Source organism: Sphingobium lactosutens DS20 (assembly GCF_000445105.1).
GTDB classification, from domain to species: domain Bacteria; phylum Pseudomonadota; class Alphaproteobacteria; order Sphingomonadales; family Sphingomonadaceae; genus Sphingobium; species Sphingobium lactosutens.
Map to the genome: position 1 here is coordinate 57,099 of NZ_ATDP01000104.1, position 26,231 is coordinate 83,329.

Genomic DNA, 26,231 nt, shown 5'->3' on the forward strand with positions numbered 1-26,231 from the left:
GCCGTCCCACCGCATGCACGCTATGAGCAAAAAAACCATGGCTCAACGGTAAAAGTGTCGGACAACAGTCAAACCGGTCCAATAAGAGGAATGATATCGACCGGGCGGCCATTGCGGCGCAGTTCGACGATGATGTCGCTGCGCCGCGCGCCGGTGACGCCCACCGGATCGCCCTGCCGCACAGTTTCGCCCACGCGCACGGACAGGCGATGCAGTCCGGTAATCAATGTGGTCCAGCCGCCACCATGGTCGATGATGAGGATCTGACCATAGTCGCGATAGGGTCCGGCAAAGGCGATGCGGCCCGCCGTCGGCGCGATGGCTTGCGCACCGGGCTGGACGGCCAGCGTCAACCCTCTGGCGCGCACGCCGCTGTCGTTGACTTCGCCAAGGCCGGTGACGAGCTGACCGACGACCGGCAGGCGATAGGGCGGCGGGCCGCTTGCCCGGACGTCTCGCTCCGGCGGCGCGGCGCCGGCTTGGTCTGGCCGGGCCGGGCGGAGCAATGGTCCTGACAGAGCGGCGAGCCGTTCGCGCAGGTCTCCCGCCTGTTCCAGCCGATCCATCAAATCGACGATGTCGCGCGCTCGTTCGCCCAGCGCCAGCGCCCGCTCGCTTTCCATGCCGGCATTGGCGCGATAGTCGCGCGCGGCCAGGCGCTTGCGCGCTTCCAGTGCCGCCAGTTCGGCTTGCTGCGCCTTGCGATCCTGTTGCGCCTGGGCCAGCGCATCGGACGCTTGCTGAGCGGTCGCGCGCAAAGCACGGCTGCGCGCCAGTTCCGCGCGCAAGCCGGCCGTGCGTTGCTCGATCACCGGCAGAATTTGCCCCAGAACGGCGCGCAGATGCACCGCGTCGCTGATGCTGCCTGGCTGCACCAGCGCCAGCGCCAGCGGCCGCCGGGCCATCATCTGAAGCGCGGCGGTCAGCCGGACCACCGGTTCCTGCCGCGCCGCCAGCCGTTTGGCCTGCGCGCGTTGCAACCGGGCGATGATGGCAATGCGGGCCCGGGCAGCTTGAATATCGGCTTCGGCCTGCTGGATACGGGCGGCCACGGCGGCTGCGCGGCGGCGGGCTTGTTCGGCGGCGTCCCGTGCGGCCATCGCCTGCTGCGCCAGGCGTGCGGCGCGATCGCGCGCCTCGTCGGACTGACGGCGCGCATCCTTGAGCGCCTGTTGCTCCTGCGCCAGGCTGGTGCCCGCCGTCCCTTGCAGCACCAGCGCATCGTCGCCGGCGGCGACAAGGCGCGTGCCGGCCAGCAGCAATAGAGCCGCGATGCCGCCAACGAAGAAAAAATGTCGCGTCACCCGATGTCCCGCCCTTATGATGCGGTGACTAGGCATAAGCCGCCCGCGTGTCGAGCCGTCAGCCTTCGCGGTGATAGGGATGGCCGGCCATTATGGAGGAGGCGCGCCAGAGCTGTTCGGCCAGCATCGCGCGGGCCATCATGTGCGGCCAGGTCATCGCGCCGAATGCGATCAACAGGTCGGCATTGGCGCGTTCTGCATCCTCGAACCCGTCCGCCGCACCGATCAGGAACTGGCATTCGCGCGTGCCTGCGTCGCGCCAGCCTTCGATCCGGCGGGCAAAGTCCACAGAACCCAGTTGCTTGCCCTTTTCATCGAGCATGACCGTCACGGTGCCGGGTCCGGCTGGCGGCAGCTTGCCACCCCGGTCGGGCATTTCGGTGACGCGACAGGGCATGGTCAATCGCCTGAGGTAGCGGTCGACAAGCTCGGCTTCAGGTGATCGTCCGATCTTGCCGCGCGCGATGATATGGAGAAGCATCGGCGTCTCCTAATTCATCATCACCCCGCTGTCCAAGCGTCGGGACGTCAGGCGTTGCCCGCGACCGGCGCGTCGACAAAGCCCCACATCCGTTCCAGATTGTAGAAGCTGCGCACTTCGGGCCGGAACAGGTGGACAATCACGTCGCCCGCGTCGATCAGCACCCAGTCGGCGACGGGCAGGCCCTCGACACGCGCGGAGCGCCCGGTTTCCTTCTTGATCCTTTCGGCAAGATGCTGGGCCATGGCCGCGACCTGGCGCGACGAACGGCCGCTTGCGATCACCATGTGATCGGCGATGCTGCTTTTGCCTTCAAGGGGAATGGAGATGGTTTCCTGCGCCTGGTCGTCGTCGAGCGACTGCATGACAAGGGCGTGCAGGGCGGCCACGGAATCGGCGCTTTGCGCGATGTCGTTGGCAGGGGCGGGGCTGGTCAAATAAACTCCAATCTAGACGATATACCGGCGCGTGAGCGGATCGCGCACACGCGTTGCTTCATATTCGCGATGCCAGAGGGGGTCCGCCTGCCGCAGCAGGGTCGCCGATCTTGGATCAGGGCGGAAGCGCAATAGCACGAGCGCCGGCACTCTCCAATTCGTCCAGTCTGCACTCTGGCGCGCGGGCCGGACGAAGCGCCGCAGCCAGCTCATGGCCGCAGAGCCACGGGCACCCGCATCATAGCCCGGACGGGCGATCACCGCAATGGGCATTAGATGGGCGATCCCGCGCCAATTCTTCCACCGGCTGAATTGCGCCAGATTGTCTGCCCCCATCAACCAGATGAAATCGTGGTGCGGGTAACGCAGGCGCAGGGCGCGCAGCGTGTCGATCGTGTAGCGCGTGCCCAATTGCCGCTCGATCGCGGTGGCGCGGATCGGCGCGCGGCGTGCGACCTTGCGCGCATGGGCCAGGCGCGCGGGCAGCGGCGCCATCCCCTTTTCCGGTTTCAGCGGATTGCCCGGCGATACCAGCCACCAGACTTCGTCCAGGTCGAGCGCGTTGCGCGCGAAAAGCGAAATCGCCCTATGTCCGCCATGCGCCGGATTGAAGGAGCCGCCCAGCAAGCCAATGCGTGTCATCCTTGCGCCCTGCGAGGGCGCGGCCGATGGGCCATGCCTGCGTCAGCCGTGATCATGATCGTGATGATGGCCATCGCTTGCGCCATGAATGGCTTCCAGCACATCCTCCAGCCGCGCCGGATCGCCCAGCGCCAGAACATGGCCTTCGCTCGTCGCGGTCAGCGGCTCGCCATTCCAGTCGCACATCATTCCGCCTGCCCCTTCGACCACCGGGACCAGCGCCGCAAAATCATAGCTTTGCAGGCCCGATTCGATGACGATGTCCAGGAAGCCCGACGCGAGAAGGCCATAATTATAGCAATCCCCGCCATAGACCGGCCCCTGCCGTGGCGCGCCGCCCGACACCGCTGCGACCAGCGCCATATAATGGGGCACGTCGCCCTCAGCGAACAAATGCGGGCTGGTGGTCGCGATGCCCGCGCCCTCCAGGCTGCGACAGGCGCGCGTGCGGACGGGCGTGCCGTTGAAGGTGGTGGGCTGTCCGCTCATCCCCGCCCAGCGTTCGCGGGCGATCGGCTGATCGATGATCCCGATCGTCGGCCACCCGCTTTGGGTCAGCGCGATCAGCGTGCCGAATATCGGACGCCCGGCAATGAAGCTGCGCGTGCCATCGATCGGATCGAGGATCCAGATCCGCTCGGCATCGGTGCGAACCGATCCATATTCCTCGCCGATGATGCCGTCATCGGGGCGCTCCTGCTCCAATATCGTGCGGATCGCGGCCTCCGCGGCGCGGTCCGCCTCCGTCACCGGCGACTTGTCCGCCTTGATCTCCAGATCATAGCGGGCGCGAAAGAAGGGGCGAATCGCCTCTCCGGCGGCATCGGCAAGGCGGTTGGCCAGGGCCAGGTCATCGCGGGTCGTCATGGCGGCATGCCTAGCTGTTGATACCGCTTTGCGCTACCCTCGTGCGATGACCGCAAGGAGAGGACAATGCCCGGTTCCCCTGTCATTCCATGCCTGCGCTATGCCGACGCGCCGGCCGCCATCGCTTTCCTGTGTGCCGCTTTCGGCTTTCAAAAACACGCCGTCCATGCCGACGATGTGGATAGCGGCGTCATCCATCATGCGCAGCTGACATTGGGCGACGGGATGGTGATGCTGGGCAGCGTCAGGGACGGGGAGGGCGAATCGCTCTACACCTGGTCCACCGTGCGCGATCTGGGCGGCACCACGGCCTGCGTCTACATGGTCGTGGACGATGTGGATGCCCATTGCCTGCACGCCCGCAATGAAGGGGCCGTGGTGGTCGACGAGCCGCACGACAATCCAGGCTATCCGGGGCGCGGCTATACGGCGCTTGATCCGGAGGGGAATGTCTGGAGCTTTGGCAGCTATGACCCCTGGGCGCCGCCGCCGGACGAAGGCGATTAAGTTTTTCGAAACGTCGCCGTCCTAGCCTTCGGGCCTGCACGGAAATGCATGGCCAAGGGGGACTGCATGGCGCTGATCGGTTGGATATTGAGCTTTATCTGCTTGTTCGCTGGGCTGGCGCTGCGCCAGGACATGCCGATCGGCGGGTCGCTCACCCTCTCCAACCTGCTCATCATCTTTGCGCTGCTGGCCTGCCCGATCGTCTGGCGGGAACTGCCGCTCGGCGTGTCGCGCGGGCAGCGGATCGTCGCCGGCTTCGCTCTGGTCTTTGCCCTGCCGATCATCCTGTTCCCGGCGCACTGACATAGCGCTCCGGCGCGGCATCAGTCGAACAGGCTCGACACTTAAATAGTCCGGCCGATCGATCCCCCGGATCGACCGCCAGCCTGCTCTCCGTTCAGTCGAACAGGCTGGATACCGAACTTTCATCCGCGATGCGCTTGATGGCTTCGCCCAGCAGCGGGGCGATGGGCAGGTGGCGGATGTGAGTTGCGTTGTTCACCGCGTCCGTGCCCTGGATCGAATCGGTGATGACCAGTTCCAGCAATTCCGACGCTTCGACCCGCGCGACCGCGCCGCCCGACAAGACGCCATGACTGACATAGGCGATAACGTCCTCAGCCCCTTCGGCCTTGAGCGCCGCGGCGGCATTGCACAACGTGCCGGCCGAATCGACGATATCGTCGATCAGGATGCAGAAGCGGCCCTTCACGTCGCCGATGATGTTCATGACTTCCGATTCGCCCGCGCGTTCGCGACGCTTGTCGACGATTGCCAGCGGCGCATTGTCCAGTCGCTTGGCCAGTGCCCGCGCGCGCACCACGCCGCCGACGTCAGGCGACACGACGGTGATGTTGCGGTCACCGAACCGGGCCTGAATATCGGCCGACATGACCGGCGCGCCGAACAGATTGTCGGTCGGAATGTCGAAGAACCCCTGTATCTGCCCGGCGTGCAGGTCGACCGACAGCACGCGATCGGCGCCCGCCGTGGTGATGAGGTTGGCGACCAGCTTGGCGCTGATCGGGGTGCGGGGCCCGGGTTTGCGATCCTGCCGCGCATAACCGAAATAGGGGAGCACCGCCGTGATACGCTTGGCCGACGCGCGTTTCAGCGCATCGATCATGATCAGCAATTCCATCAGATTGTCGTTGGTCGGATAGGCCGTCGACTGGATGACGAACACGTCCTCGCCGCGCACATTTTCGTGGATTTCGACGAACACCTCTTCATCGGCGAAGCGGCGAACGCTGGCGTCCGTCAGGGGGATTTCGATATAATCGGCGATGGCGGCCGCAAGCGGCTTGTTGGAATTGCCGGTCATGAGCTTCATGGCCAAAACCCCCAGGCTTAGGTGACGTGACGAATTGATGACGCTGCGCGAGACGCGGCCCCTTTAGCGGGGGGAGCCCATGGTGGAAAGGCGCTTTTGCGCCTTTGGCCAAAATGCACTAGGGCGCGCGCCATGACCGACAAACTCGTGATCGCGCTCGCGCAGATGACCCAGTCCATGGGCGACCTCAAGGCCAATGCCGACGCCATGCTGGAATGGCGCGCGCGGGCGCAGGGCGCTGACCTGATCGTCTTTCCCGAGTTGCAGCTGATCGGTTATCCGCCCGAAGATCTGGTGCTCAAACCCGCTCTGGTCACGCAGGCCGATTATCAGCTCGACCGCTTGGCCCAGGAAACCGCCGACGGCGGCCCGGCCATGCTGGTGGGCACGGTGGTCGCGGCGCAGGGCGTGCTGTTCAATGTCGTCGCCTTGCTCGACAATGGCGCCGTCACCACGGTGCGCGCCAAGCGCGAATTGCCCAATTACGGCACGTTCGATGAAAAGCGGCTGTTCGCGCCCGGGCCGCTGCCCGCGCCGATCGATTTTCGCGGGGTGAAGATCGGCGTGCCGATCTGCGAAGATATCTGGTTCCCCTTCGTCACCGCGCATCTGAAGGCGCAAGGCGCGGAAATCCTGATCAGCCCCAATGGCAGCCCGTTCGAAGTGGACAAGGACGATCGCCGGCTGAACGCGGTTGCCGGCACGCGCGTGCGCGAAACCGGCTTGCCGCTTGCCTATCTCAACCGGGTCGGCGGGCAGGATGAACTGGTGTTCGATGGCGCATCCTTCGTCATGAATGCCGATCTGTCCGTTGCGCAGCAGCTTCCCGACTGGGAAGAGGCTCTGGTCCTGACGCAGTGGGAAAAATGGGACGGGCAATGGGTCTGCCTGCCCGGCGACCGGCATGAACTCGACCCGCGCCCGGCCGATATCTATAACGCTATGGTGCTGGGGCTGCGCGACTATGTGAACAGCAACCGGTTTCCCGGCGTGGTGCTGGGCCTGTCGGGCGGCATCGACTCCGCCCTGTCCGCCGCGGTCGCGGTCGATGCGCTGGGCGCGGAGCGCGTCTGGTGCGTGATGATGCCTTCGCGTTTCACCAGTCAGGACAGTCTGGACGACGCGGTGGAATGCGCCCGCTTGCTGGGCGTGCGCTACGACATCATCCCGATCGCGCCGGCGGTCGGGGCGTTCGATGCCATGCTGGGTCCGGTCTTCGACGGCCGCGCGCCCGACCTCACCGAAGAAAATCTTCAGTCCCGCATTCGCGGCGTGACGCTCATGGGTCTGTCCAACAAGTTCGGGCACATGCTGCTCACCACCGGCAACAAGAGCGAGATGTCGGTCGGCTATGCCACCATCTATGGCGACATGGCCGGCGGCTATTCGGTGCTGAAGGACGCCTACAAGACGACGGTGTTCGACCTTAGCCGCTGGCGCAATGCCCATGTCCCCTCGCTTGGGGCGGGCATGGGACCGGCAGGCCCGGTCATGCCCGAGCGGGTCATCACCAAGCCGCCCAGCGCCGAACTGCGCGCCGACCAGCGGGATGACGACAGCCTGCCGCCCTATGAGATTCTGGACCCCATTCTCTATGGTCTGGTCGAGGAGGAATTGTCGGTCGATGATCTGGTCGCGCGCGGTTTTGAAAAAGAGACGGTCGCCCGGATCGAGCGCCTGCTTTACGTCGCTGAATATAAGCGCCGCCAGGCCCCGCCGGGCGTAAAGCTGGGCATCCGCAACTTCGGCCGCGATCGCCGCTATCCCATCACCAATGCGTTTCGCACCATCTAAGAGCGCCAGACAATCCCATGACCGTCATCACTCGTTTCGCGCCCTCGCCCACCGGCCATCTTCATGTCGGCAATATCCGTGCCGCGCTTCACAACTGGCTGTGGGCACGCAAGTCCGGCGGCCGGTTCCTGCTGCGTCTCGACGACACCGATCTGGAACGCTCGCGCCCCGAATATGCCGATGCGATCAGGGCCGATCTTGAGTGGCTTGGCCTCCATTGGGACGGCGAAGAAAAGCAGTCGGACCGTTTTGCCCTCTATGAGGATCGCTTCGAAGCGCTGAAGGCCGCCGGCCGCGTCTACCCGGCATATGAAACCAGCCAGGAACTGGACCTGCGCCGCAAGATATTGCTGGGGCGCGGCCTGCCGCCCGTCTATGATCGCGCCGCGCTGGCGCTGACGACGGATCAGATCGCGGCTTACGAAGCCGAAGGACGCGCGCCGCACTGGCGCTTCAGGCTGGACCATGACCGGCCCATCGTCTGGACCGACCTTATCCGGGGCGAACAGCGGTTCGACCCCAAACTCTTGTCCGACCCGGTGATCCGCCGCGCCGACGGGTCCTGGCTCTACATGCTGCCGTCGGTGATCGACGATATCGACATGGGCGTCACGCACGTCCTGCGCGGCGAAGATCATGTGTCCAACACCGCGACACAGATACAGATGTTCGACGCATTGGGCGCACCGATGCCGCACTTCGCCCATGAAGCATTGCTGACCGGCAGCGAGGGCAAGCTGTCGAAGCGTCTCGGATCGCTGGGCGTCGCCCATTTTCGTGAGGCCGGTCTGGAAGCATCCGCCATCGCCTCGCTGCTGGCGCGGCTCGGCTCTTCGCAGCCTATCGAACCTTTCGTCGACAGGCAGCCGCTGATCGACAGTTTCGATTTCGCCCATTTCGGCCGCGCACCTGCGCGCTTCGATGAGGCCGAACTGGTTGCGCTCAACCAGAAGATCGTTCACCTTCTCCCCTATGAAGCCGTCGCTGATCGCCTTCCCACCGGCATGGATGCGGCGGCGTGGGAGGCGATCCGGCCCAATCTGGAAACGGTTTCCGGCGCGGGGGACTGGTGGCGGATCGTTACCGGCCCGATTGAGGCCCCTGCGGTGGCGGAGGAGGATCGAGACTTCCTCGCTTTGGCGCATCGCATCCTGTCCGACGCTGCCTTCGATGCGGATATCTGGCGCACGCTGACCGGCGCGCTCAAGGACGAGACGGGCCGCAAGGGAAAGGCGCTTTTCCTGCCATTGCGGCGTGCGCTGACGGGCCTCGACCATGGCCCCGACATGGCGCAGCTATTGCCGCTCATCGGCAGGGATCAGGCATTGGCGCGGCTGGCGAACTGACGGCAGAAGGGTTGCCAGCGGGCCTTCAGCCGCGCATCGTCTCCAGCGCCCTGGCGACCGCCACTATGCCTTCAGGCGCGGCGGCAAAGCCCATATGGGTGCAATCGACCTCGATCGCGGCGTCCCGCTCGCCAGCGCGCCCCTTGGCGCACTCCGGCAGGATCACGCCATCCCGGCGCGACCACAGCGCAACCGTGGGCACGGGTGGCTTCTCCTCGCGCGTACAGGGGAAGGGCGGACGGTCGACCGGGACGCCCGATACCAGCTGGTAGAGCCGCCAGGCGTGATTGGCACGCGGATCGCCGGAAAAAGGCGTACCCATCGTCACCACACCGCCCACCTTGTCGCGCGCGAACTTGGCATATTCCCGCGCATATAGGCCGCCCAGGCTCCAACCCACCAGAGTCACCGGTGCGCCCGTTTCCCGGCGGATCGCGTCCACGCGCCGGTCAATCTGCTCCAGACTGTCGGGGCGCGGCCCCATATTGCGGCCCATGCCCCAGTCATGCGCCTCATATCCACCAGCGGTCAGAATATTGCGCAGCCATTCCATCCGCCGCTCCGACGCCATGAGGCCGGGGATCAGCAGCACAGGCCGTCCGTCGCCCTTCACCTGATCCGCCAGCTTGACTGCCTGCGCGCGCGTCCGCGCAAGGTCGAACGGCAGCGACAAGTTTCCGAGCAGATGGTTGAGCGAGGGCAATTCAGCTGGACGCGGTCCGTCCGCCAGGCGCTCCTTCCAGAAATTGCTGACGGCTTGGACGTAAGGCGGCACGGGACAATGATTCCAAAAGCGGTTGGGCGAAAGATGACAATATCGTGACAAACGCCGCCGTCGTCCATCAGTTTCACCGTCCCAGACAAACTATTTTCCAGCCCTCGTTGCCTGATTGGCCCGGTTGGCCGGGCCGTTCTGCACCGCTGCTCAAATGGGTTGGCTTACCATCGTCCTATACGGGGCTGCGCAATCTCTAGCGGCATGGAAGGCAATGCCGAAGCAGCGGGCGGGCATTTGGTTGCGCAGTACCAACCGTCATCATGCCGCTTCGCGCATAATAACGCTCCCTAAGCGTCTCCTCGAACGAGGGTGAGAGCAGCAAAGGAGTTCGGGCGCACCATCGCGCGTCGTTGACGTTGGCGAAGAATTTCCAGCACTGGCGAACCGTCCGTCCTTGTTCGACAGGCTCTTCGCTGCCCCTTTTTTGCAACCAGCGGGCGCGACGATGGGGGCCGCATAATGCGAAAAGATATCAATTTTTCGAGAAAAACTGGAGCGGGCGAAGGGATTCGAACCCTCGACCCCAACCTTGGCAACTTAAACGGCGGCCTACGCCGGGCTTGCCAGTTGTTGTATTTTACACGATTTTTCAGTCAGTTATTGACGGTATCCCTACGACATTGTACCCTTCGATTGGCTGCCAAACGGCGCCTTCTGGAGACAATGTGGAGACAAGGCCGATCACGTCTAGCTTTGTCTCCAATCGGAGGATGACCATGCCAACCGCGAAAGTGACCAAGCGTGCCGTCGATGCGCTGGAACTGCCAGCCGAGAAGCAAACAATCCTGTGGGACACCGAGATCAAGGGCTTCGGCGTGCGGGTGCTGCCGTCCGGACTCAAGACGTTCATCATCCAGTATCGCAACATCGAAGGCATCAAGCGCCGCCTCAATCTCGGCCGTTACGGGGTGCTGACTGTCGAGCAAGCGCGCGACCAAGCGAAGATCAAGCTGGGCGCCGTGGCTCGGGGTGAAGACCCGGCCAAGGAGGTATATGAGGCTCGAAGAGACATGAACGTTGCCGAGATGTGCAACTGGTATCTTGTCGAGGCGCGCGCCGGCCGCATCCTTGGACGTAAGAATCTGCCGATCAAGGCGTCATCGCTCGATAAGGACGAGAGCCGGATCAAAACGCACATCAAACCGCTGCTCGGCAAGCGGATCGTGCGACACCTGACCCCCTCAGACATCGAACAGATGCAATCCGACGTAAAGGAGGGAAAGACCGCAAAGCCGCGCGGCCCTGGTCGTGGCGGCAGGGCGACGGGCGGCCCCTCCGCAGCCTCGGGATGCGTTGGAACGATCCAAGCGATCATCGGCCACGCCAAGCATAAGGGCCTGCTCGCCAAGCATCCTACGGAGGGCGCGAAGAAGCTCGCCGGCAGAAAGAAGACTCGGCGCTTGAGCGTCATCGAGATCGAAATGATGGGGAAGGCAATGGCCTATGCCGAGCGCAACGGCGAGAATCCAGTCGCTCTCGGTGCGCTTCGTGCGTTGCTGCTGACCGGATACCGGCGGGAGGAAGGCCAAGCCATGCAGCGCGCGTGGGTCAGTACAGCGGGCGGTTATGTGGCGTTCCCCGACACCAAGGGCGGCGCGCAGATTCGGGCGATCGGACCTGCGGCAGTCAGAGTCATCGAGAGCCAGCCGGAGATCGTCGGCAATCCCCATGCCTTCCCTTCGGAACTAGGCTCAGGCGCTTTCACGGCGGTCAGCGCCTGTCTCCAGCGCGTCTGCAAGCTGGCGAGGATCGAGGGCGTCACACCTCACACGCTGCGCCATACTTTCGGCAGCGTGGCCGGCGACCTCGGCTTTTCAGAGTTAACGATCCGGGCCATGCTCGGCCATGCCTCCCAGAACGTCACGCAGGACTACATCCACATCGACGAAGCGCTGAAACTCGCCGTGCGGCGAACCTCCGATGAGATCGAGCGGCTGCTCGCACTGGGTGCCGCGAGGCTGGAAACCTTGCAGATACGTCACATGAAAGAACATGAGTGTCTCGCTGCTTGAACAAGAGCGGGACCGCCACCCCGCCCTCGCCGTGGACCAAGCGACTTGCTCGAGAAGCTGTCAGGCCGCCGCTGCGGCGTTGGCACTTACGGATTGGACGACCGCGAAGCGCGGATGCCGAGATAGAGCAGCTACTCGGCACCGGCGTTGCGGTGCGCATTGTGGAAGGCCTCGGAGCGCCTCCACACCTCGTTCCTGACGTGACCGCCAGCCCCATGCGAGGAAAGAACGTGTTATCCATCTAGGCTTCGCCGCGAAGCAGGTGAAACTCGATAAAGCCTGAGAGGCCGTCGAGATAGGGGCAAGACGCCGACAGGGGAATGCCCTGGCCGGATTGTTGAAGCGCACCTTCTTTGATGCGCCGAAAGGTGCTTGGCATCAGCCAGCAGGCCTTTGCCTATGATATCGAGATAGAGGGGTTATATTTCCGTATTGTCGAGTGCGTGACCGCGAAGGACGGATTGTGATTTCCAATCATGACTTTGAGTTGGGGGCATCCTGACGCCTCCTCGCTTGTCTCAGCTTGCGGATAGGCAGGACCGCGCACAATAAGATGACACCCGTCCATCTACACGCACGAGTTGGCTGATTATAGAGGCTGTCCATTTGGTTGGTTGAGGATCAGCGGTTTGACACGATCCGTCTAGAAATCGGCGAGTTACTCCCAATCCTTAGCCATATTTAGAGATTATAGATTGTCAAAGAGCTGACCCCAGACCGCATGAGCATGTGCCGTGTCATTATATTCCTTCATGACTCTGATCTTGCTGTCCTCAAGGTAAAAAATGAATACATATTTATTATTGTATTTCTTCCCGTCTTTCAGGGTAGCGAAGCATTCAGCCTCAACGGCTACCCGATTGTCCGAACCCGTAAAGGTATTGCGATCCAGTCGCAGACCGTCCTGATCAAGGTTCTCCGCCATGATCTGGCCGATCCGCCCGACCTTGTCCTGGATTTCGCCAAGTCCCGCCGCCCACCAGATGAAATCCTTCGCGCCGAACTTGGCGATGGCAGCTTCAAATCCTTCCGTTTGCATGACGTCAAAGAAGGAACGAATTACGTCAATATCATTGGTCATCGTCGCCATTTCCGTAAAATTATGAGATTCACCGGGTCGGTCGATAGCTGCATCCTGGACGAGGCGGCACAGGCCGACAGGTGCGTTCCGCAAATCGGCTACTCGATCGCAAGACCTTCTAGGTCGCCTTTGGCGCGCCACTGCTCCAGAATGGTGAGAAACGCATTCACGCCCCCACCATAGGCCCCCCCGCGTGCGGTGCGGATCGAGAGATTGCCCTCATTGTTGACCCAGCCTGGCGTGCAGTTTTCCACGTTCGCCATCCTTGTCGCGAGGCTCTCGTGGTGCGCAACCCAGGCGGCCTCCGCCGTGGCGGTCACTTCAGCGCGATTGGCACCGCGACGTTCGAGTTCGCCGATCAAGTAGCCGATGTGCTTGCCCTGTTCGAGTAGCATCTGCATGAAGTTGAAACCCCATGCGCTTTGCGCGATGGAAACCATGAAGAAATTCGGGAAGCCGTGAATGTGGAAACCATGCATCGTGGTTGCCCCATCGCGCCATTTGTCTTTCAGCGTCAGTCCGTCCTTCCCAAAAACCGGAAGGGTGACGGGCGTCTCGGCATAAGGGCCGAGTTCAAAGCCTGTGGAATAGATGATGCAATCGACATCATACTGCTTGCCGTTGACGCTGAACCCTTCGGGGGTAATGCTTTCCACACCCCGCCCTTCGGTGTCGACCAGCGTCACGTTATCGCGGTTGTAGACATCGAGATAGCCATCATGGAAGCAGGGGCGCTTGCACATCCGCGGATACCATGCCTTCAGCCTTTCCGCGACGGCCGGGTCGTGAACGACTTCGCTGACCCGAGCGCGAATCCGCTCGGTGGTTTCGAGGTCGACGGCGTCCAGCACCGCCTGGACTTCCCCACTGGCCATATCCGGGCGAATCCGGCGCGCCGCCTCTACCGCTGGCCTGGTCCAGCCATCATCGACCAGATCAACAGTGAACGGCTCCATCGCGGTAACCGTATTGAAGTTGCGAATTCGCTCCATCTGCCAGCCCGGCGGTTGGGATGTATACCAGTTCTTGTCGGTCGGGTGTTCGTTGCGCACGTCAATGGTCGAAGGCGTGCGTTGCACGACGTAAAGATGGCCTGCGGACTGCGCGAGATGCGGTATGCACTGGATCGCGGTGGCGCCCGTCCCAATGATCGCCACCCGCTTGCCGGCCAGCCTGGACAGGCCGCCAGATGAGTCGCCGCCGGTATATTCATAGTCCCACCGACTGGTGTGGAAGCAATGCCCCGCAAAATCTTCGACCCCGTCGATGCGGGGAAGTTTGGGCGTCTGCAACGCGCCTGCGGTCACGACGAAATATTTCGTCGTGATGGCATCGCCACGGTCGGTGGTTAACCGCCAGCGATTGGCTTTCTCGTCCCAGCGCGCCTCGGTGACGCCTGTCTGCAGCAGGGCATTTTCATACAGGCCGTATTTGCGCGCGATCGCCTGGGCATGGGCAAGGATTTCCGCACCGCTGGCATAGTTCGCCTTCGGCATCACGCCCATCTCTTCGAGCATCGGCATATAGATATAGGATTCCGTGTCACAGGCGACGCCGGGATAGCGGTTCCAATACCATACGCCGCCGAAATCACCGGCCTTGTCGATCACGCAGACGTCGTCGATTCCCGCAAGCTTGATGTTCAATCCAGAATGAATGCCGGCCCAACCGGAACCGAGGACCACGGCCGTCACTTCCCGCTCGACGCTGGAGCGTTCGTGGTAAGGTGTGTGCGGATCGATCTGGAAGTGGGAAAATTTGCCTTCGAGCCGGGTATAGTGCCGGTCGCTCACATCGCCGCTACGCTTTGCCTTTTCAAGAGCGTAGCGCTCCAGGATTTCATCCTTGTCCAGCGCAGTGTTATTTGACCCGTCGCCCATCTCATCCACTTCCCTAGCTCAGCGGTTCGACATGACTGAGGTCACATTCTTTGGCCATGCGCATAGGCATCGGTGTCGACGCCGGCCACGCACGCCTTAAATCTACCCAATAAAGTGATCATCTTTTTGGATGATAACTTGAATTATACTTCATCAATGGCTGGATTATCGTTGATGGCGATGCCATCATCAAAAACGAACCTTTGATGCCGCATAAATCGACATTGTCGAACCGCGACTGTTTTTACTGAAACGTGTTAAAGTTTTCTATCCCCGCTTTGATGGTGCTGTCAAGTAGATGATTCGGCTCTTGTTGGATCTTTCAGCCAGCGCATCGGCGATCTGGAACGCCCAGGGATCCCCAGTGCCCCCACCTCACAGCGGAAGGGGGCATGACATGGCTGCCAACAGGATCGCGCCCATTTCGCGAGCGGCGGTGAAAACGGTGCTGAGCGGCGAAGTCGGTGCTCAGCCTACAGGTCGTTCGAGGGAATGCGGAGGGCAAAGGCCGATGGTGAATAGTGACCCAGGCAAACCTGATGCCACTTCAGGCCAGCAGCCCACCCGCGAGAGGAGCCGAGGGGCCAGGAGTCCTGTCTTCCGATTGGCGGCGCGGGCGCTATGGAACAGGCCGCATCAATGGGTCCACTCAGCAGGTGGCCAGCACATTGTTCGGCCAGGGAAGCTTGCGGTCCTTCAGCCAGTCAAGCGTATCCTTCCAGAAGCCGCTCTCATGATATGCGCGGAAGAGGTCGAAATGACCGATGGTCGCGCGCCCCAGATCGTGGGGCGAGAGCAGGACCGCAGTGCGCTCAGCGTTTCGATAGTAAGAGAGCGTTCGGCATATGGCAGGCACCGTGCCCAACGGATCGTCAGAAACGGCGACTGCCAGGATGCGTCCCCTGACCGCCGCCATTCGTTCAAGCACCGCTTCTCGATCTCCTCTGGGATGGCTGCGCTCAAAGCGCGCCCCCCGGAAACTCCATTCATTGGCGACGCCGGCGGGGAGATCCTCGAGCCAGCCGAGGCGCTTGCCCGGAAAGTAACCGAGGAGGGCCGTCAGGACGGGCATGACCAGATGCCATTTGAGAAGCAGCCCGGCGCGTTGGCGAGGGGCATAGTCGCCCCACCAGGCATATTGAGCGCCTACCGTCAGCATTCGCTCGATCTGATCGCCGGATTCTGCCAGGCCGGGGATAAAGCCGCCAATGCTGTGGCCGACAACCTTGAGGGGACTGTCCGGACGGCGCGCTCGCGTGAAGCGGAGGACGGCATCGAAGTCCAGTTCACCCCAGTCTCGCCAGCGATAACCGCAATCCTGCAACCGTTGAGGCCGTGATAGACCAATACCGCGATAATCGTATGTAATGACGTCGAACCCATGGGATGCGAGGAACCGGGCGTATCGGTGATAATAGCGAGCCGCCACGCCCGTTGCGGGATTGATGATAACGCTACCTCCTTCCTGCCGCCCCCCTGCGGTCCAGAGGTGACCGGCAAGCCTGGTATCGTCCTTGCAGAGGATCTCGATGCATTCTTCTTCAACAGGGGTCATTCGGGCCGAATAATGTGATCGCTCGGCAATGTATATTCGACCTCGGTTGGGTGAGCCTCGCAAAATTGATACCGGCCTGAGGATGACGAGCGACAGGCGATCGCACGTCCGATGCCGCCTCCGGCCGCTTTCAGGGCAGGAGAACAGCCCGGCCTTCGATGCGGCCTTCGCGCAGCCGTTGATAGACATCCACCGCATTCTCCAGCGGGAACGTTTCGACCGCCGCCCTGATGTGGCCCGATTCGGCCAAGGCGATGACTTCGATCAGTTCCGTCCGCGAACCCCAATAGGGGATGCTGACCTCACAGCCGAAGGGCGGCATGTTAGGGGAATAATGCAGCGTCCCGCCTGCCAAGCCGACCACTGAGATCCGGCTCGCCCTTCCCACGATACGGCTGCATAGATCGATTGTCGGTTGCGCCCCTACAAAATCAAGTGCGACGGTAACGCCACGTTCCCCAACCAGGTCAGCGATCTCCTCGGCAGCGAGAGCCCCATCCTGCGTGTTTATGGTCCGCTCGACTCCCAACTGTCGTGCATGAGCGAGTTTAGCTTCATCAATGTCGCACGCGATCAAACGGGCCGACGTCAGTGCTTTCAAGATCTGAACGGCTATATGACCGAGACCGCCAATACCCAGCACGACCACGGTTGCATCGGGCGTGAGCAGTGGCAGCGCAGCCTTGATTGCATGATAGGGTGTAAGGGCAGCGTCGCTTAGTGGCGCTGCCATGGTAGGGTTCAGCTTACCCAGGGGAACAAGCAGGCGGGGGGAGGGGACGATCATATATTCGGCCATGCCGCCGTCCGAACCCAGCCCTCCGCCGTAGGAGGGAATGCTGGCGTGACGCTCACAATAATTTTCGGCGGACGTCTGGCATTGGTGGCAGAGACCGCATCCCCACGGCCCATAGACTGCAACCGGCTCACCTTCCTTCCAGCCCGTCACGCCCTGGCCGAGCGCGGCCACCCATCCGGCATTCTCGTGACCCAGCGTGAAAGGACCGGGGATGCCGATGCCGTGATCCAGAACATGCAAGTCGGAATGGCACACACCGGCTCCCGCTATTTTGACGAGGATCTCTCCAGGCCCGGGCGCGGGCTTCGGCACGTCGAGAATTTCAGGCGGGCGTCCTTCCTCGATAAAGCGGACAGCTTTCATTTATCGTTCCTTGATGGAATCCAGGGATAGCGCATGGTCGATCGCCGTCGCCGGCTGCCGCAGATCCTGCGCTGTCCGATCAGCGTCCCCTCTAGGGGCAATTGCATAGGCGAGAATCGTCGTCAGGCCGGACAGGATGATCATGACCAGGAACGTGAGCGAAAAGGCCGCGCCGCTTGGGAAATGCGTGGTCGGGTCCGTTGGGCTGCTGACGGTGTCACTCGCGAGCAGCACCGCTACCATTTGGGCGCCGGCCGCCGTCGCCAGAGCGCGAAGAACAGTCATCATCCCCAGCGCTTCGCTGGTGCGGTCGGTAGGCACGGCAGCAATCAGGATGGGTGGCCCGGCCGCATAGAGCATGGTGGTGCCGATGGTGATGAAGCTGAAGCCGAACGTGACGATGGCGAGGCTGTCATGCCATCGCGCCGTGAACAGAAAGCCGGCGGTCATCACAAGACCAGAAAGGATCATAACCGCTCGTCCGCCAATACGTTGAACCAGCATGCCACCCAACGGCGCTGCCGCTAGCGACAGGATTGCGGCGGGTATGGTGGCCAAGCCCGCCGCCTTGGCGGACACGCCGAGGCCGATCCCCGTGAAGGCAGGGGTCTGCATGAGCATCGACATGAGCAATATGACCTGGAATGCTCCGAACGAAGCGCAGATATAGACGATATTGATGATCAGCACCTGCTTGCGCGCGAAAAGGCGCAGGTCGATCAATGGCTGTGGCGTGCGCAAGCTGTGCCGCACCCAAAACAGGGCGAGGAGGATGCTGCCGGCCAGAATTCCGATCAGCGCGGGGTTTGTCCAACCCCAGCTCCGCAGATTGCTGACCACGAACAGCGTGCCGGCGATGGATGGAACGCTCAGCCAGATGCTGATCATGTCCACCGGGCCGCTATCCTTGCCGCGAGGCCCCGCTGGCACGAAGAGCGCCAGCGCAGACCAGGCCAGGGCGGTTCCGATCACGCCAAGGGCAAATACCGCGCGCCATCCATATAGGTCTGCGGCCCAGCCTCCCAGCAGCATGGCCGACAAGGTGCCCGATGCCACGGCTGACAAGACGATCCCTATCGACAGCGGCAGGCGCGCGGGACTGACACATTCGCGCAGGATGCCGAAGGAGAGCGCCATGGCGGCCAGGTGAAGGCCCTGGAGCGCGCGGCCCAGTAGAACGAGCGGATAGAAATCCGTCGCGGCGCCGATGGCCAACCCCAGACCGCCAATGCCCAAAACGACGAGCAGTACCCGCTTGCGACCGAACATATCGCCGAAGCGAGCGGCGACAGGGGTCGCGGCAGCACCCACCAGCAGGAACAGCGTCACCAGCCAACCGATCGAGACCGGATCGCCAAAGGCGGCGATCAACGAGCGTGTCGCCGCATAGGTCATCGAGGAGCCAAAGGCTGCGATCGTTTCCGAAAGCCAAAGGGCGCCAATGAGGGGAGTGAGCGGAACACGCTTCACGGGTTCCGCTGTTCCGGTCGGTAGTGGACCTGCGTCCATGACCGTGCTGGCGTCATCTTGCGCCGTCACCACGCCGTCCATCCACCATCGACGATCAGTTCCGATCCGGTCATGAAGCTGGAATCCTCGGATGCCAGAAAGGCGGCGACGCCGGCGACTTCCTCGGGCTCCCCAAGCCGACCCATGGGGGTCTTGCCCTCGAGCGTCGCCATCAGGTCGGTGAGCGCTCCGGATTCGCCGGCTGTTTCGCGTGTTCGAGCCTCCCCCAGAGCCATTTCCGTGCGGATGAAGCCCGGATGGATGGAATTGACCCGGACCGGCCGTTGCGCGGTCGCGAATTCGACCGCGGTTGCCTTCGCGAGCAGCCGGACGGCGCCCTTGCTCGCATTGTAGGCGGCTGTCTCGGCATAGCCTACCAGCCCAAGGATCGAGGACAGGACAACGATGCTTGATCCACCGCGCCGCCCCGCTCCGCTTTCCGCAAGCAGGTTCGTCATTGACCGGATGCCAAGGAACACGCCATCCGCGTTCACCGCCATGATGCGACGCCATTCGGCCAGCTCGACGTCGGTCGTCGCGCCGCCGCTGGCGACGCCGGCGTTAAGGACAAGGATATCCAGGCCTTGCCCTGCCTCGCGCAGGCGTTGCTCGGCCGCCCGCCATTCCGTCTCGTCGGTGACGTCGAGATGGAAATAGCGCAGCTCGTTGCCGAGCCGGCCCAAGGCCGAGAGCACAGGCGGCGTGCCCTCCTGCGCGATATCCGTTACCCATACCATGGCTCCCTCGGCGACATAGCGCTGCGCAATCGCAAGGCCGATGCCCCCTAGGCCTCCGGTGACTAGCGCGACGCGCCCTTCCAGATTTCCCATCGAATGTCCCTCAGCCGGTGAACTGGCCGCCGGCCGGGTGCAGGGTCTGGCCCGTCATGAAGCTGCTCTCATCGCAGGCAAGATACAGGCAGGCGTCGGCCTGCTCGCGGGGGGTGCCATTGCGGTTCATCGGCGTGATGCTCATGGCCCAGCGATAGGCGTCGCTGTCCTGGGGGACGTCCCACATGGGCGTTGTCGTGAAACCCGGCCCGACGGCGTTGATGCGGATGCCCGTCTGGGCAAGTTCCAGCGCCATCACCTTGGTTAGCATGATCACGCCGGCCTTGGAGACGCAGTAGGCGGAGGCCCCGGCCACCGGAATCCTCCCTGCGGTCGAGGCGATGTTGACGATCGAGCCGCCTGTGCCCTGCTTGAGGAGCTGCCGCGCGAGCGCGCGGGCACTCAGCATGACGCCGGTGACATTGATGTCGATCACCTTCTGGAACTTCGCCGTGGTGACATGGATGACATGGCCGGAATCATGGGGGTCCACGCCTTCCCTCTCATCTTCCGGGAAGGAGGCGACACCCGCGCACATCACGCCGACGTCGACATGACCGAACTGGCGCACCGCTTCGGCGATCATGTTTTCGCAGTCGGCTTCGGACGTCGTGTCGACCTTTACGGAGATGGCCTTGCGGCCAAGCTCTTCCACCAGCCGGACCGTCGCATCGCCGGGTTGGAGGTCGGCGACGACGATGTCGGCGCCTTCCTCCGCGAAGCGCACCGCGCAAGCCTGGCCAATACCGCTCGCGCCGCCGGTAATCACCGCGACCTTGCCCTTCAATCTGTCTCCAATCATTCCTCGCTCCTCTTCCATCATGTTGGTTAGTCGGTGAATTGCCCCCCTGCCGGGTGCAGGATCTGGCCGGTGACAAAGCTGGACTCATCGCTCGCGAGATAAAGGCAGGCGTCGGCCACCTCTTCAGGGAGGCCCAGGCGTTTCATCGGCGTGATCGCCATGGCCATCCCGAGGGCATGGGGATCGTCTTCGATACCGGCGATAAGAGGTGTTGCCGTGTAGCCCGGACCAACCGCATTGACGCGGATTCCCGTCTGCACAAGTTCGAGAGCCATGACCTTGGCCAGCATCCAGACGCCGGCTTTGGATACGCAATAGGGTGCTGCGCCGGCCAGAGGGATGCGGCCCGCGGTCGAGGCGACGAGGACGATGGCGCCGCCCGAGCCCTGGCGCAGCATCCGGCGCGCACCGGCGCGGGCAGTCTGCATCACGCCCGTAACATTGACCTCGATGACGCGACGGAAATCGGCTGCCGCGAGCCTGACCACGTCGCTGGCGCCTGATGATGCGGCGCGAGCCTGCACGTTACTGCGTCCGGCGGCCGTCGCGATGCCGGCGGACGCGACGATGATATCGACCTGGCCGAAAATCTCCGTTGCCTGGTCGATCATCGCTTCGCATTGCTCGGCGTTCGTGGTGTCGGTCGACACCGAATGGGCTGTCCCACCGATTTCCTCGACAAGGGCAACGGTTCGACGCGCATCGGCAAAGTCGGCAATAACGATGGCTGCGCCCTCGCGGGCGAAACGCACCGCGCAGGCCTGCCCGATGCCGCTCGCTCCGCCGGTGATGACGGCTACCTTTCCGGCCAATCGCCCGTCAACGCGCGCGAACCCATTGGGCCGCGCACGCACTGCGCCTTCCATGCTCATCGGCACCTCTCAGTTCCCGATCGGGCATAGCCAACGGGATACCACGCTATACTTTGACTTTAACGTGTTAAAGTTTAGTATCGAGTCTCGCCGGCCGGATCAACCCCTTTTGAGCCGCACCGGCTGCATGGCGCGTATCCCTGATCTAAGACATGGCCGATAAGCGCGATTTCTGAAGCGTCCACGATTGGAGCCGAAAAAAATCTGAACCACGTTACAGATAAGGGCAGGAGGGTTGACCTTGAGGGATCAAATTGACGTGATAAATCGTCGTTGGCGGCTGGCGCGCCGCCCGGAGGGGGCAGTCCGGCGCGAAGATTTCATTCTGGATGAGGCGCCACTGGCACCGCCACTCGGGCAGGGAAAGTTGCTGTTGCGGCACGAGTTGCTGCTTTGCGCGCCTACGATCCGCAATTGGATCGGTGGCAGGCGTGAAAGCTATTATCCCACCATCGAGATCGGTGATCCCATACTCGCGCCCGCGGCAAGCCGGATCCTCTTTTCAGACGATCCAGCCTGGCCGGTTGGCGCGCTGGTCGTTGGCCTCGGCACCTGGCAGGATTATGAATGGGTAAGCCCGGAAGGCCGGGGCCTCCGGGTCATTCCCGACGGCATATCTTCGCGCGCAGCAATGGGCTTGTTCGGTATGAACGCCCTGACGGCCTATTTTGGTGTGATCGCCGTTGGGAGGGCCAGAAAGGGGGAGACGCTGCTTGTTTCCGGCGCCGCCGGATCGGTGGGGGCGATGGCGGCGCAGTTCGGCCGCATATTGGGCTGTCGCGTCGTGGGCCTGTGCGGGTCGGTTGAGAAGGCTCGCTGGCTGCGCGAGGACTGCGGTATTACTTCAGTGATCGACTATGTGCGCGAGGATGTTCCCGATCGCTTGGCGGCGCTTTGCCCCGATGGGGTGGATGTCGTGTTCGACAATGTCGGAGGTGAATTCCTTCATCAGGCTTTGGCGCGCACCAACCGTCATGGACGAATCGTTCTTTGCGGCCAGATCGCCACCTATGATGTAGCCGATCCCGATGCGGGGCGTCCCCTCGACATGATGCGGATCATCTACGGCAGCATAACCCTGAGTGGCTTTTTGTTGAACGACTTTTCGATCGATATCCCGGATGCGCAGAAGAAGATCGCGGAATGGGCGAAGCAGGGTTTGCTCGCTCACCGAGAGGATTTGCGGGATGGATTCGATAGCCTGCCGGAGACATTCATGGCGCTGTTCAACGGCGGCAACCAAGGCACGTTGCTGGGGCGAATCGCCGACAAGCAAGGGAGGGCGTTGTAGGCAAGGGTCAAAGGCGGAACGCCACCCTCCCGAAAAGATCCCGGTGGCTCACCGTCTCAAAGGCAGAGGCAACTTTTGCAAGGTCGCGCCATGCAGACAAGCCAGGACGATGCACACCGGGTTGGGCGGCATATCGTCGGGAATAAAGATGGGTGCTCAATCGACTGTCCCGCCGCCAATATTGGCGTTCGGTGCTCCGATGGCCCTCCCTCTCACGCCGGTGTCCGAGCAGGATGGGCGACGCTCAAACATCCCGATCTTCTGGTGTCCCATCCGTTGCTTGCGCCAGTCTCCTCAACGTCGCATCATGTTCGGCGAAGCGAGCGAACAATCCCGGCACGGACTTCTTGGTGGCGACGGGAATCAGGATCAGGCTGAGACCATAGGCGACCTCGGCATGCATCTGCTCGAGCGTGATGTTGTCCCGGACCCAATCCAGAATCGAGCCGATCAGCATATGGATGATGTTTTTCGCCATGGCGTTGACGTTCACGTCGCTATCAAGGAGCCCGGTCGCAGCAGCCTCTGCGACGAGCTTTTCCCATGAGCGGATACGCGGCGTGATGAAGCCGTCGCTCAACGCAGAATCGGCACTTCCGTAGATGGCGCGAAACATCGCCTGATTGAAGGCCGGGCTTTCCTTAAAATGGTGCGCAGCCAAGCTTAGCGCCGCGAACATCCGTTCGATCGCGTCGACGCCAAGCGCATCCAACTCATCCTCAAAGACGGCCAGATCCTCCTGGTAGATGGCGGAAATGATATTCTGCCGCGATCCGAAGAGACTGTAGGCCGTGACCACGCTGACCCCGGCCTTTTCGGCCAGCGTGCGCATGGAGAAGGAATCCTCGTGGATCATGCTGCGCGCGGCGGCCACGACCCGCGCTCGGCGCTCCCTTTTGTTGGCTTCTCGCTTGTTCATCCCACGGTCTTATGGGGTTTTGCGCAAAAATGAAACGTGTGCATTGTCCTGGCGTGAACGCCAGGGCGGCCACGGAACGAAAAAAATCGCATGCCCCCTGCTTGACAGCTTTCCCCGAGCGGCGGTATGTCGAACCTGTAACGTGTTTAAGAAAAACTCTGCAACATGTTAGGGAAATCGGCCCGGCCGGTTCCATGGTTTGCCCTTTGGGATTGAGATTCACCGATATCTTGAACTCATGGAGGAAGCGTAACCGCCAACAAGATAATGACGGTATCGATAGCAATACCAATAGGTGAGGATGAATTGAAAGCCAGAAACACAGGTCTTCAAAACGGACCAAATCTAGTTGTTCTGGCATAAATCTGGGAGGAGGATGTTATGAATAGCATAGGGATTTCTATATCGCGTGGGGTTTCCCTTTGGGTATTGGCATTTTCAACATCGCCACTTTATGCACAAGATGCTCCCCTTTCCGCGGCGCCCCCTCCGACTAGTGAAGCAACACAGTCAGGCATCGAAGACATCGTTGTCACTGCGCAAAAGCGTGCCCAGTCGATCAACAATGTCGGCATGTCGATCGCCGCGATCTCGGGGGATGCCCTGATCGAGCGCGGTGTTTCGACGGCGGCCGATCTGGTCAAGACGGTTCCCGGCTTCGCCTATGCGGAAACCGCGCTGGGCGTTCCCATTTACACGTTGCGCGGCGTTGGTTTCGTCGATCAGAGCCTGTCGGCCGGGCCGACCGTCAGCGTGTATGTCGATGAAGTCCCGCTACCCTACAGCTTCATGACCAAGGGTTCGATCTTCGATCTGGAACGGGTCGAGGTACTCAAGGGGCCACAGGGTACGCTTTACGGTCAGAACTCCACGGGCGGCGCGTTCAACTATATCGCGGCCAAACCCACCAACGAATTCTCTGCTGGCGTAGATGCCGAATATGGCCGGTTCAACACGCTCGACGCAACCGGGTTCGTCAGTGGTCCTCTAAGCAGCACCTTGAAAGGGCGTCTTGCCGTTCGGACGGTCCAGGGCGGCGACTGGCAGAAAAGCTACACGCGCAACGACACGTTGGGCCGCCAGGAACAATGGCAGGGAAGGGCATTGCTCGACTGGGAGCCGACCGAGCGTTTGACTGTGCAAATCAACGCCACAGGTTGGATCGACAAGTCCGACACTATTGCTCCTCAGGTCCGCAAGATCGATCCCCAGGTGCCTGCCGGCGTGATTTCGGGGGTCGCGAACTATCCGCTGCCGCCTGACGATCCGCGTGCGGCGGATTGGACGCCTGACCGGGATTATGCGCGTGATGACTGGTTCTGGATGACCGCTGGCCGTATCAACTATGAACTGAGCGATGATCTGCGGTTGGTTTCCATCACGGCCTACCAGAAGTTCAGCACCAAGGCATTCTATGACAATGACGGCTACACCTATCTGACGGGTGATCGCTACGGCACCGGCACTGTCAAAACCTTCAACCAGGAATTGCGTCTCGAAGGGGAGAATGGGCCGATCCAGTGGATTCTGGGCGGCAACTATTCGCACCATAAGGTGCATCAGCTCTTCACATATTATTTGAAGGACGCTTCCAACGCGCATGGCGTGTTCGCCGGCCTTGGGCCGATCGGACCGAATGGCGAACTGGGCTTTATCGGGCCGGATGGCTTGGACTTTGCGACTGCCAACGGGCTGAGTGACAATACGATCAAATCCTATGCGGTGTTTGGCAACGCCGAATGGGAGATCGTGCCGAGCCTCACCCTGCAAGGCGGTATTCGCTACACCAAAACCAATCGCGACGGCCGGAGCTGCGCCGTAGCGACGGATGCGGCGGGTGCGGCTCTCAGTTTGGGAACGCAGCAATTCTATGCCAATATAGGCACCAAGACCACGCCGGTCATGCCTGTTTCACCGGGCGACTGCACCACCCTGGACGAAAATTTCAACCCGGCGCCATCGTTCGGTCGCCTGCGAGAAGACAATGTTTCCTGGCGCGTGGGCCTGAACTACAAGACGCCAGGCGCAACGCTCCTCTACGCGAATGTCAGCCGAGGCTATAAGGCGGGTAGCATCCCGGCCTTCTCCGCTTCGACATTCACTTCAAATCTTCCGGTCAAGCAAGAATCGCTGCTTGCCTACGAAGTCGGCTTCAAGGCGCCACTGTTCGAGCACACCATGCAGATCAATGGTGCCGCCTTCTATTATGACTATAGTGACAAGCAGATCTATGTGCTGCTTCAGGATCTGGTGTTCGGCGGCATCCAGCAACTCGTCAACATCCCGAAATCCCGTCTCCAGGGTGCTGAACTGGAACTGGTGTGGCAACCGACACGCGGCCTGAACATCAGCGCTTCGGGAACCTATCTCGACAGTAAGATCAAGCAGTATACGGGCTATAATGCCGGTGGCATTTTCGCCGATTATTCGGGCGAAAGCTTCCCCTATGCGGCCAAATGGCAATTGGCTGGCGACGTTCAGTATGACTTCCCCATCTCCAGCAGCATGGAAGCCTATGTCGGCGGCGCGGTGAACTATCACAGCCGCACGACTGCCGCGTTCGGCAACGATCTTCTGATCGCCGGGGGTAAGGGCAATTATGACCTCAATCCCTATGTCCTGGTCGATCTCCGGGCAGGGGTGAAGTCGCCGGATGGCAATTGGCGCGTGGGCCTCTTCGGCCGAAACATTTTCAACAAATATTACTGGACCACGGTGGAGAAGCAGCAGGACGCGGTGATCCGCTACGCCGGCAAGCCCGCCACTTACGGCATCCAGTTGAGCACGCGGTTCTGATCAGGCGGGCGCGCATGGCGTCTCACGCCGGCG

The 26,231-nt window shown here is 61.9% G+C and carries 24 protein-coding genes; 7 read left to right on the plus strand and 17 right to left on the minus strand.

Translation table 11 applies throughout. The features are described from left to right. Nucleotides 1–68 precede the first annotated feature (68 nt). Genes RLDS_RS48585 through RLDS_RS48605 form a run of 5 tightly spaced genes read right to left on the minus strand, consistent with a single transcriptional unit; the run spans nucleotide 69 to nucleotide 3,731 of the window. Nucleotides 69–1,340 (minus strand): murein hydrolase activator EnvC family protein, encoded by a 1,272-nt coding sequence (locus RLDS_RS48585; RefSeq protein WP_408021188.1) that lies wholly within the window; start codon nucleotides 1,338–1,340, stop codon nucleotides 69–71. Nucleotides 1,341–1,362: 22 nt separating this feature from the next. Beyond that, nucleotides 1,363–1,785: a 23S rRNA (pseudouridine(1915)-N(3))-methyltransferase RlmH gene (locus tag RLDS_RS48590; RefSeq protein ID WP_021227666.1), complete on the minus strand. Its 423-nt coding sequence runs from the start codon at nucleotides 1,783–1,785 to the stop codon at nucleotides 1,363–1,365. A gap of 47 nt (nucleotides 1,786–1,832) precedes the next feature. Further along, the gene (gene rsfS / locus RLDS_RS48595; RefSeq protein ID WP_021227667.1) at nucleotides 1,833–2,222 is read right to left on the minus strand and encodes a ribosome silencing factor; all 390 of its coding nucleotides are present in this window, start codon (nucleotides 2,220–2,222) and stop codon (nucleotides 1,833–1,835) included. A gap of 12 nt (nucleotides 2,223–2,234) precedes the next feature. After that, a complete protein-coding gene (locus RLDS_RS48600; RefSeq protein WP_021227668.1) occupies nucleotides 2,235–2,864 on the minus strand; it encodes a nicotinate-nucleotide adenylyltransferase in 630 nt (209 codons plus the stop codon). A 42-nt stretch (nucleotides 2,865–2,906) separates the two neighbouring features. Then, a complete protein-coding gene (locus tag RLDS_RS48605) occupies nucleotides 2,907–3,731 on the minus strand; it encodes an inositol monophosphatase family protein (RefSeq protein ID WP_021227669.1) in 825 nt (274 codons plus the stop codon). 66 nt (nucleotides 3,732–3,797) lie between these two features. Between RLDS_RS48605 and RLDS_RS48610 the strand changes: the two genes are divergently transcribed. Together RLDS_RS48610 and RLDS_RS48615 are read left to right on the plus strand one after the other, a co-directional pair. Next, the gene (locus tag RLDS_RS48610; RefSeq protein WP_021227670.1) at nucleotides 3,798–4,238 is read left to right on the plus strand and encodes a VOC family protein; all 441 of its coding nucleotides are present in this window, start codon (nucleotides 3,798–3,800) and stop codon (nucleotides 4,236–4,238) included. Nucleotides 4,239–4,304: 66 nt separating this feature from the next. Next, nucleotides 4,305–4,541 (plus strand): hypothetical protein, encoded by a 237-nt coding sequence (locus tag RLDS_RS48615; RefSeq protein WP_031298802.1) that lies wholly within the window; start codon nucleotides 4,305–4,307, stop codon nucleotides 4,539–4,541. Nucleotides 4,542–4,635: 94 nt separating this feature from the next. Here RLDS_RS48615 and RLDS_RS48620 read toward each other — a convergent pair whose 3' ends face one another. Next, a complete protein-coding gene (locus tag RLDS_RS48620) occupies nucleotides 4,636–5,571 on the minus strand; it encodes a ribose-phosphate pyrophosphokinase (protein ID WP_021227672.1) in 936 nt (311 codons plus the stop codon). A 132-nt stretch (nucleotides 5,572–5,703) separates the two neighbouring features. On the opposite strand from RLDS_RS48620, the gene RLDS_RS48625 reads away from it, so the two are divergent. After that, entirely contained in the window at nucleotides 5,704–7,365 is a 1,662-nt protein-coding gene (locus RLDS_RS48625) for an NAD+ synthase (protein ID WP_021227673.1), read from the plus strand. Nucleotides 7,366–7,382: 17 nt separating this feature from the next. Further along, entirely contained in the window at nucleotides 7,383–8,711 is a 1,329-nt protein-coding gene (gene gltX, locus RLDS_RS48630) for a glutamate--tRNA ligase (protein ID WP_021227674.1), read from the plus strand. A 25-nt stretch (nucleotides 8,712–8,736) separates the two neighbouring features. On the opposite strand, the gene RLDS_RS48635 is transcribed toward gltX, so the two are convergent. Then, on the minus strand, nucleotides 8,737–9,486 hold the full coding sequence (locus tag RLDS_RS48635) for an esterase/lipase family protein (protein ID WP_021227675.1): 750 nt from the start codon (nucleotides 9,484–9,486) through the stop codon (nucleotides 8,737–8,739). A gap of 719 nt (nucleotides 9,487–10,205) precedes the next feature. On the opposite strand from RLDS_RS48635, the gene RLDS_RS48640 reads away from it, so the two are divergent. Continuing rightward, on the plus strand, nucleotides 10,206–11,501 hold the full coding sequence (locus RLDS_RS48640) for a tyrosine-type recombinase/integrase (protein WP_052034192.1): 1,296 nt from the start codon (nucleotides 10,206–10,208) through the stop codon (nucleotides 11,499–11,501). A gap of 241 nt (nucleotides 11,502–11,742) precedes the next feature. Here RLDS_RS48640 and RLDS_RS56375 read toward each other — a convergent pair whose 3' ends face one another. The 9 genes from RLDS_RS56375 to RLDS_RS48680 all read right to left on the minus strand — a co-directional run bounded on the left by RLDS_RS56375 (nucleotide 11,743) and on the right by RLDS_RS48680 (nucleotide 21,192). Then, nucleotides 11,743–11,880 carry a hypothetical protein gene (locus tag RLDS_RS56375; protein ID WP_021227677.1) on the minus strand — a complete coding sequence of 46 codons (138 nt, stop codon included), beginning with the start codon at nucleotides 11,878–11,880 and terminating at the stop codon, nucleotides 11,743–11,745. A 309-nt stretch (nucleotides 11,881–12,189) separates the two neighbouring features. Beyond that, on the minus strand, nucleotides 12,190–12,582 hold the full coding sequence (locus RLDS_RS54720; protein WP_161626750.1) for a nuclear transport factor 2 family protein: 393 nt from the start codon (nucleotides 12,580–12,582) through the stop codon (nucleotides 12,190–12,192). A 98-nt stretch (nucleotides 12,583–12,680) separates the two neighbouring features. After that, nucleotides 12,681–14,462 (minus strand): flavin-containing monooxygenase, encoded by a 1,782-nt coding sequence (locus RLDS_RS48650; protein WP_021227679.1) that lies wholly within the window; start codon nucleotides 14,460–14,462, stop codon nucleotides 12,681–12,683. Between the two features lie 649 nt (nucleotides 14,463–15,111). Beyond that, the gene (locus RLDS_RS48655; RefSeq protein WP_021227680.1) at nucleotides 15,112–16,017 is read right to left on the minus strand and encodes an alpha/beta hydrolase family protein; all 906 of its coding nucleotides are present in this window, start codon (nucleotides 16,015–16,017) and stop codon (nucleotides 15,112–15,114) included. A gap of 130 nt (nucleotides 16,018–16,147) precedes the next feature. Beyond that, a complete protein-coding gene (locus tag RLDS_RS48660; RefSeq protein WP_021227681.1) occupies nucleotides 16,148–17,179 on the minus strand; it encodes an NAD(P)-dependent alcohol dehydrogenase in 1,032 nt (343 codons plus the stop codon). Further along, entirely contained in the window at nucleotides 17,180–18,718 is a 1,539-nt protein-coding gene (locus tag RLDS_RS48665) for an MFS transporter (protein WP_161626752.1), read from the minus strand. It lies immediately after the preceding gene. Continuing rightward, nucleotides 18,715–19,518 carry an SDR family oxidoreductase gene (locus tag RLDS_RS48670; RefSeq protein ID WP_021227683.1) on the minus strand — a complete coding sequence of 268 codons (804 nt, stop codon included), beginning with the start codon at nucleotides 19,516–19,518 and terminating at the stop codon, nucleotides 18,715–18,717. The genes RLDS_RS48665 and RLDS_RS48670 overlap by 4 nt, the downstream gene beginning before the upstream one ends. Before the next feature lie 10 nt (nucleotides 19,519–19,528). Further along, entirely contained in the window at nucleotides 19,529–20,305 is a 777-nt protein-coding gene (locus RLDS_RS48675; protein ID WP_330217108.1) for an SDR family NAD(P)-dependent oxidoreductase, read from the minus strand. A gap of 41 nt (nucleotides 20,306–20,346) precedes the next feature. Next, on the minus strand, nucleotides 20,347–21,192 hold the full coding sequence (locus RLDS_RS48680) for an SDR family NAD(P)-dependent oxidoreductase (RefSeq protein WP_021227685.1): 846 nt from the start codon (nucleotides 21,190–21,192) through the stop codon (nucleotides 20,347–20,349). 241 nt (nucleotides 21,193–21,433) lie between these two features. Between RLDS_RS48680 and RLDS_RS48685 the strand changes: the two genes are divergently transcribed. Continuing rightward, complete coding sequence (locus RLDS_RS48685) at nucleotides 21,434–22,483, plus strand: MDR family NADP-dependent oxidoreductase (protein WP_152528112.1); 1,050 nt, start codon at nucleotides 21,434–21,436, stop codon at nucleotides 22,481–22,483. Between the two features lie 244 nt (nucleotides 22,484–22,727). Here RLDS_RS48685 and RLDS_RS54725 read toward each other — a convergent pair whose 3' ends face one another. Beyond that, a complete protein-coding gene (locus tag RLDS_RS54725) occupies nucleotides 22,728–23,357 on the minus strand; it encodes a TetR/AcrR family transcriptional regulator (RefSeq protein ID WP_161626753.1) in 630 nt (209 codons plus the stop codon). Between the two features lie 618 nt (nucleotides 23,358–23,975). On the opposite strand from RLDS_RS54725, the gene RLDS_RS48695 reads away from it, so the two are divergent. Then, nucleotides 23,976–26,198 (plus strand): TonB-dependent receptor, encoded by a 2,223-nt coding sequence (locus RLDS_RS48695; protein WP_021227687.1) that lies wholly within the window; start codon nucleotides 23,976–23,978, stop codon nucleotides 26,196–26,198. Nucleotides 26,199–26,231: the final 33 nt, after the last annotated feature.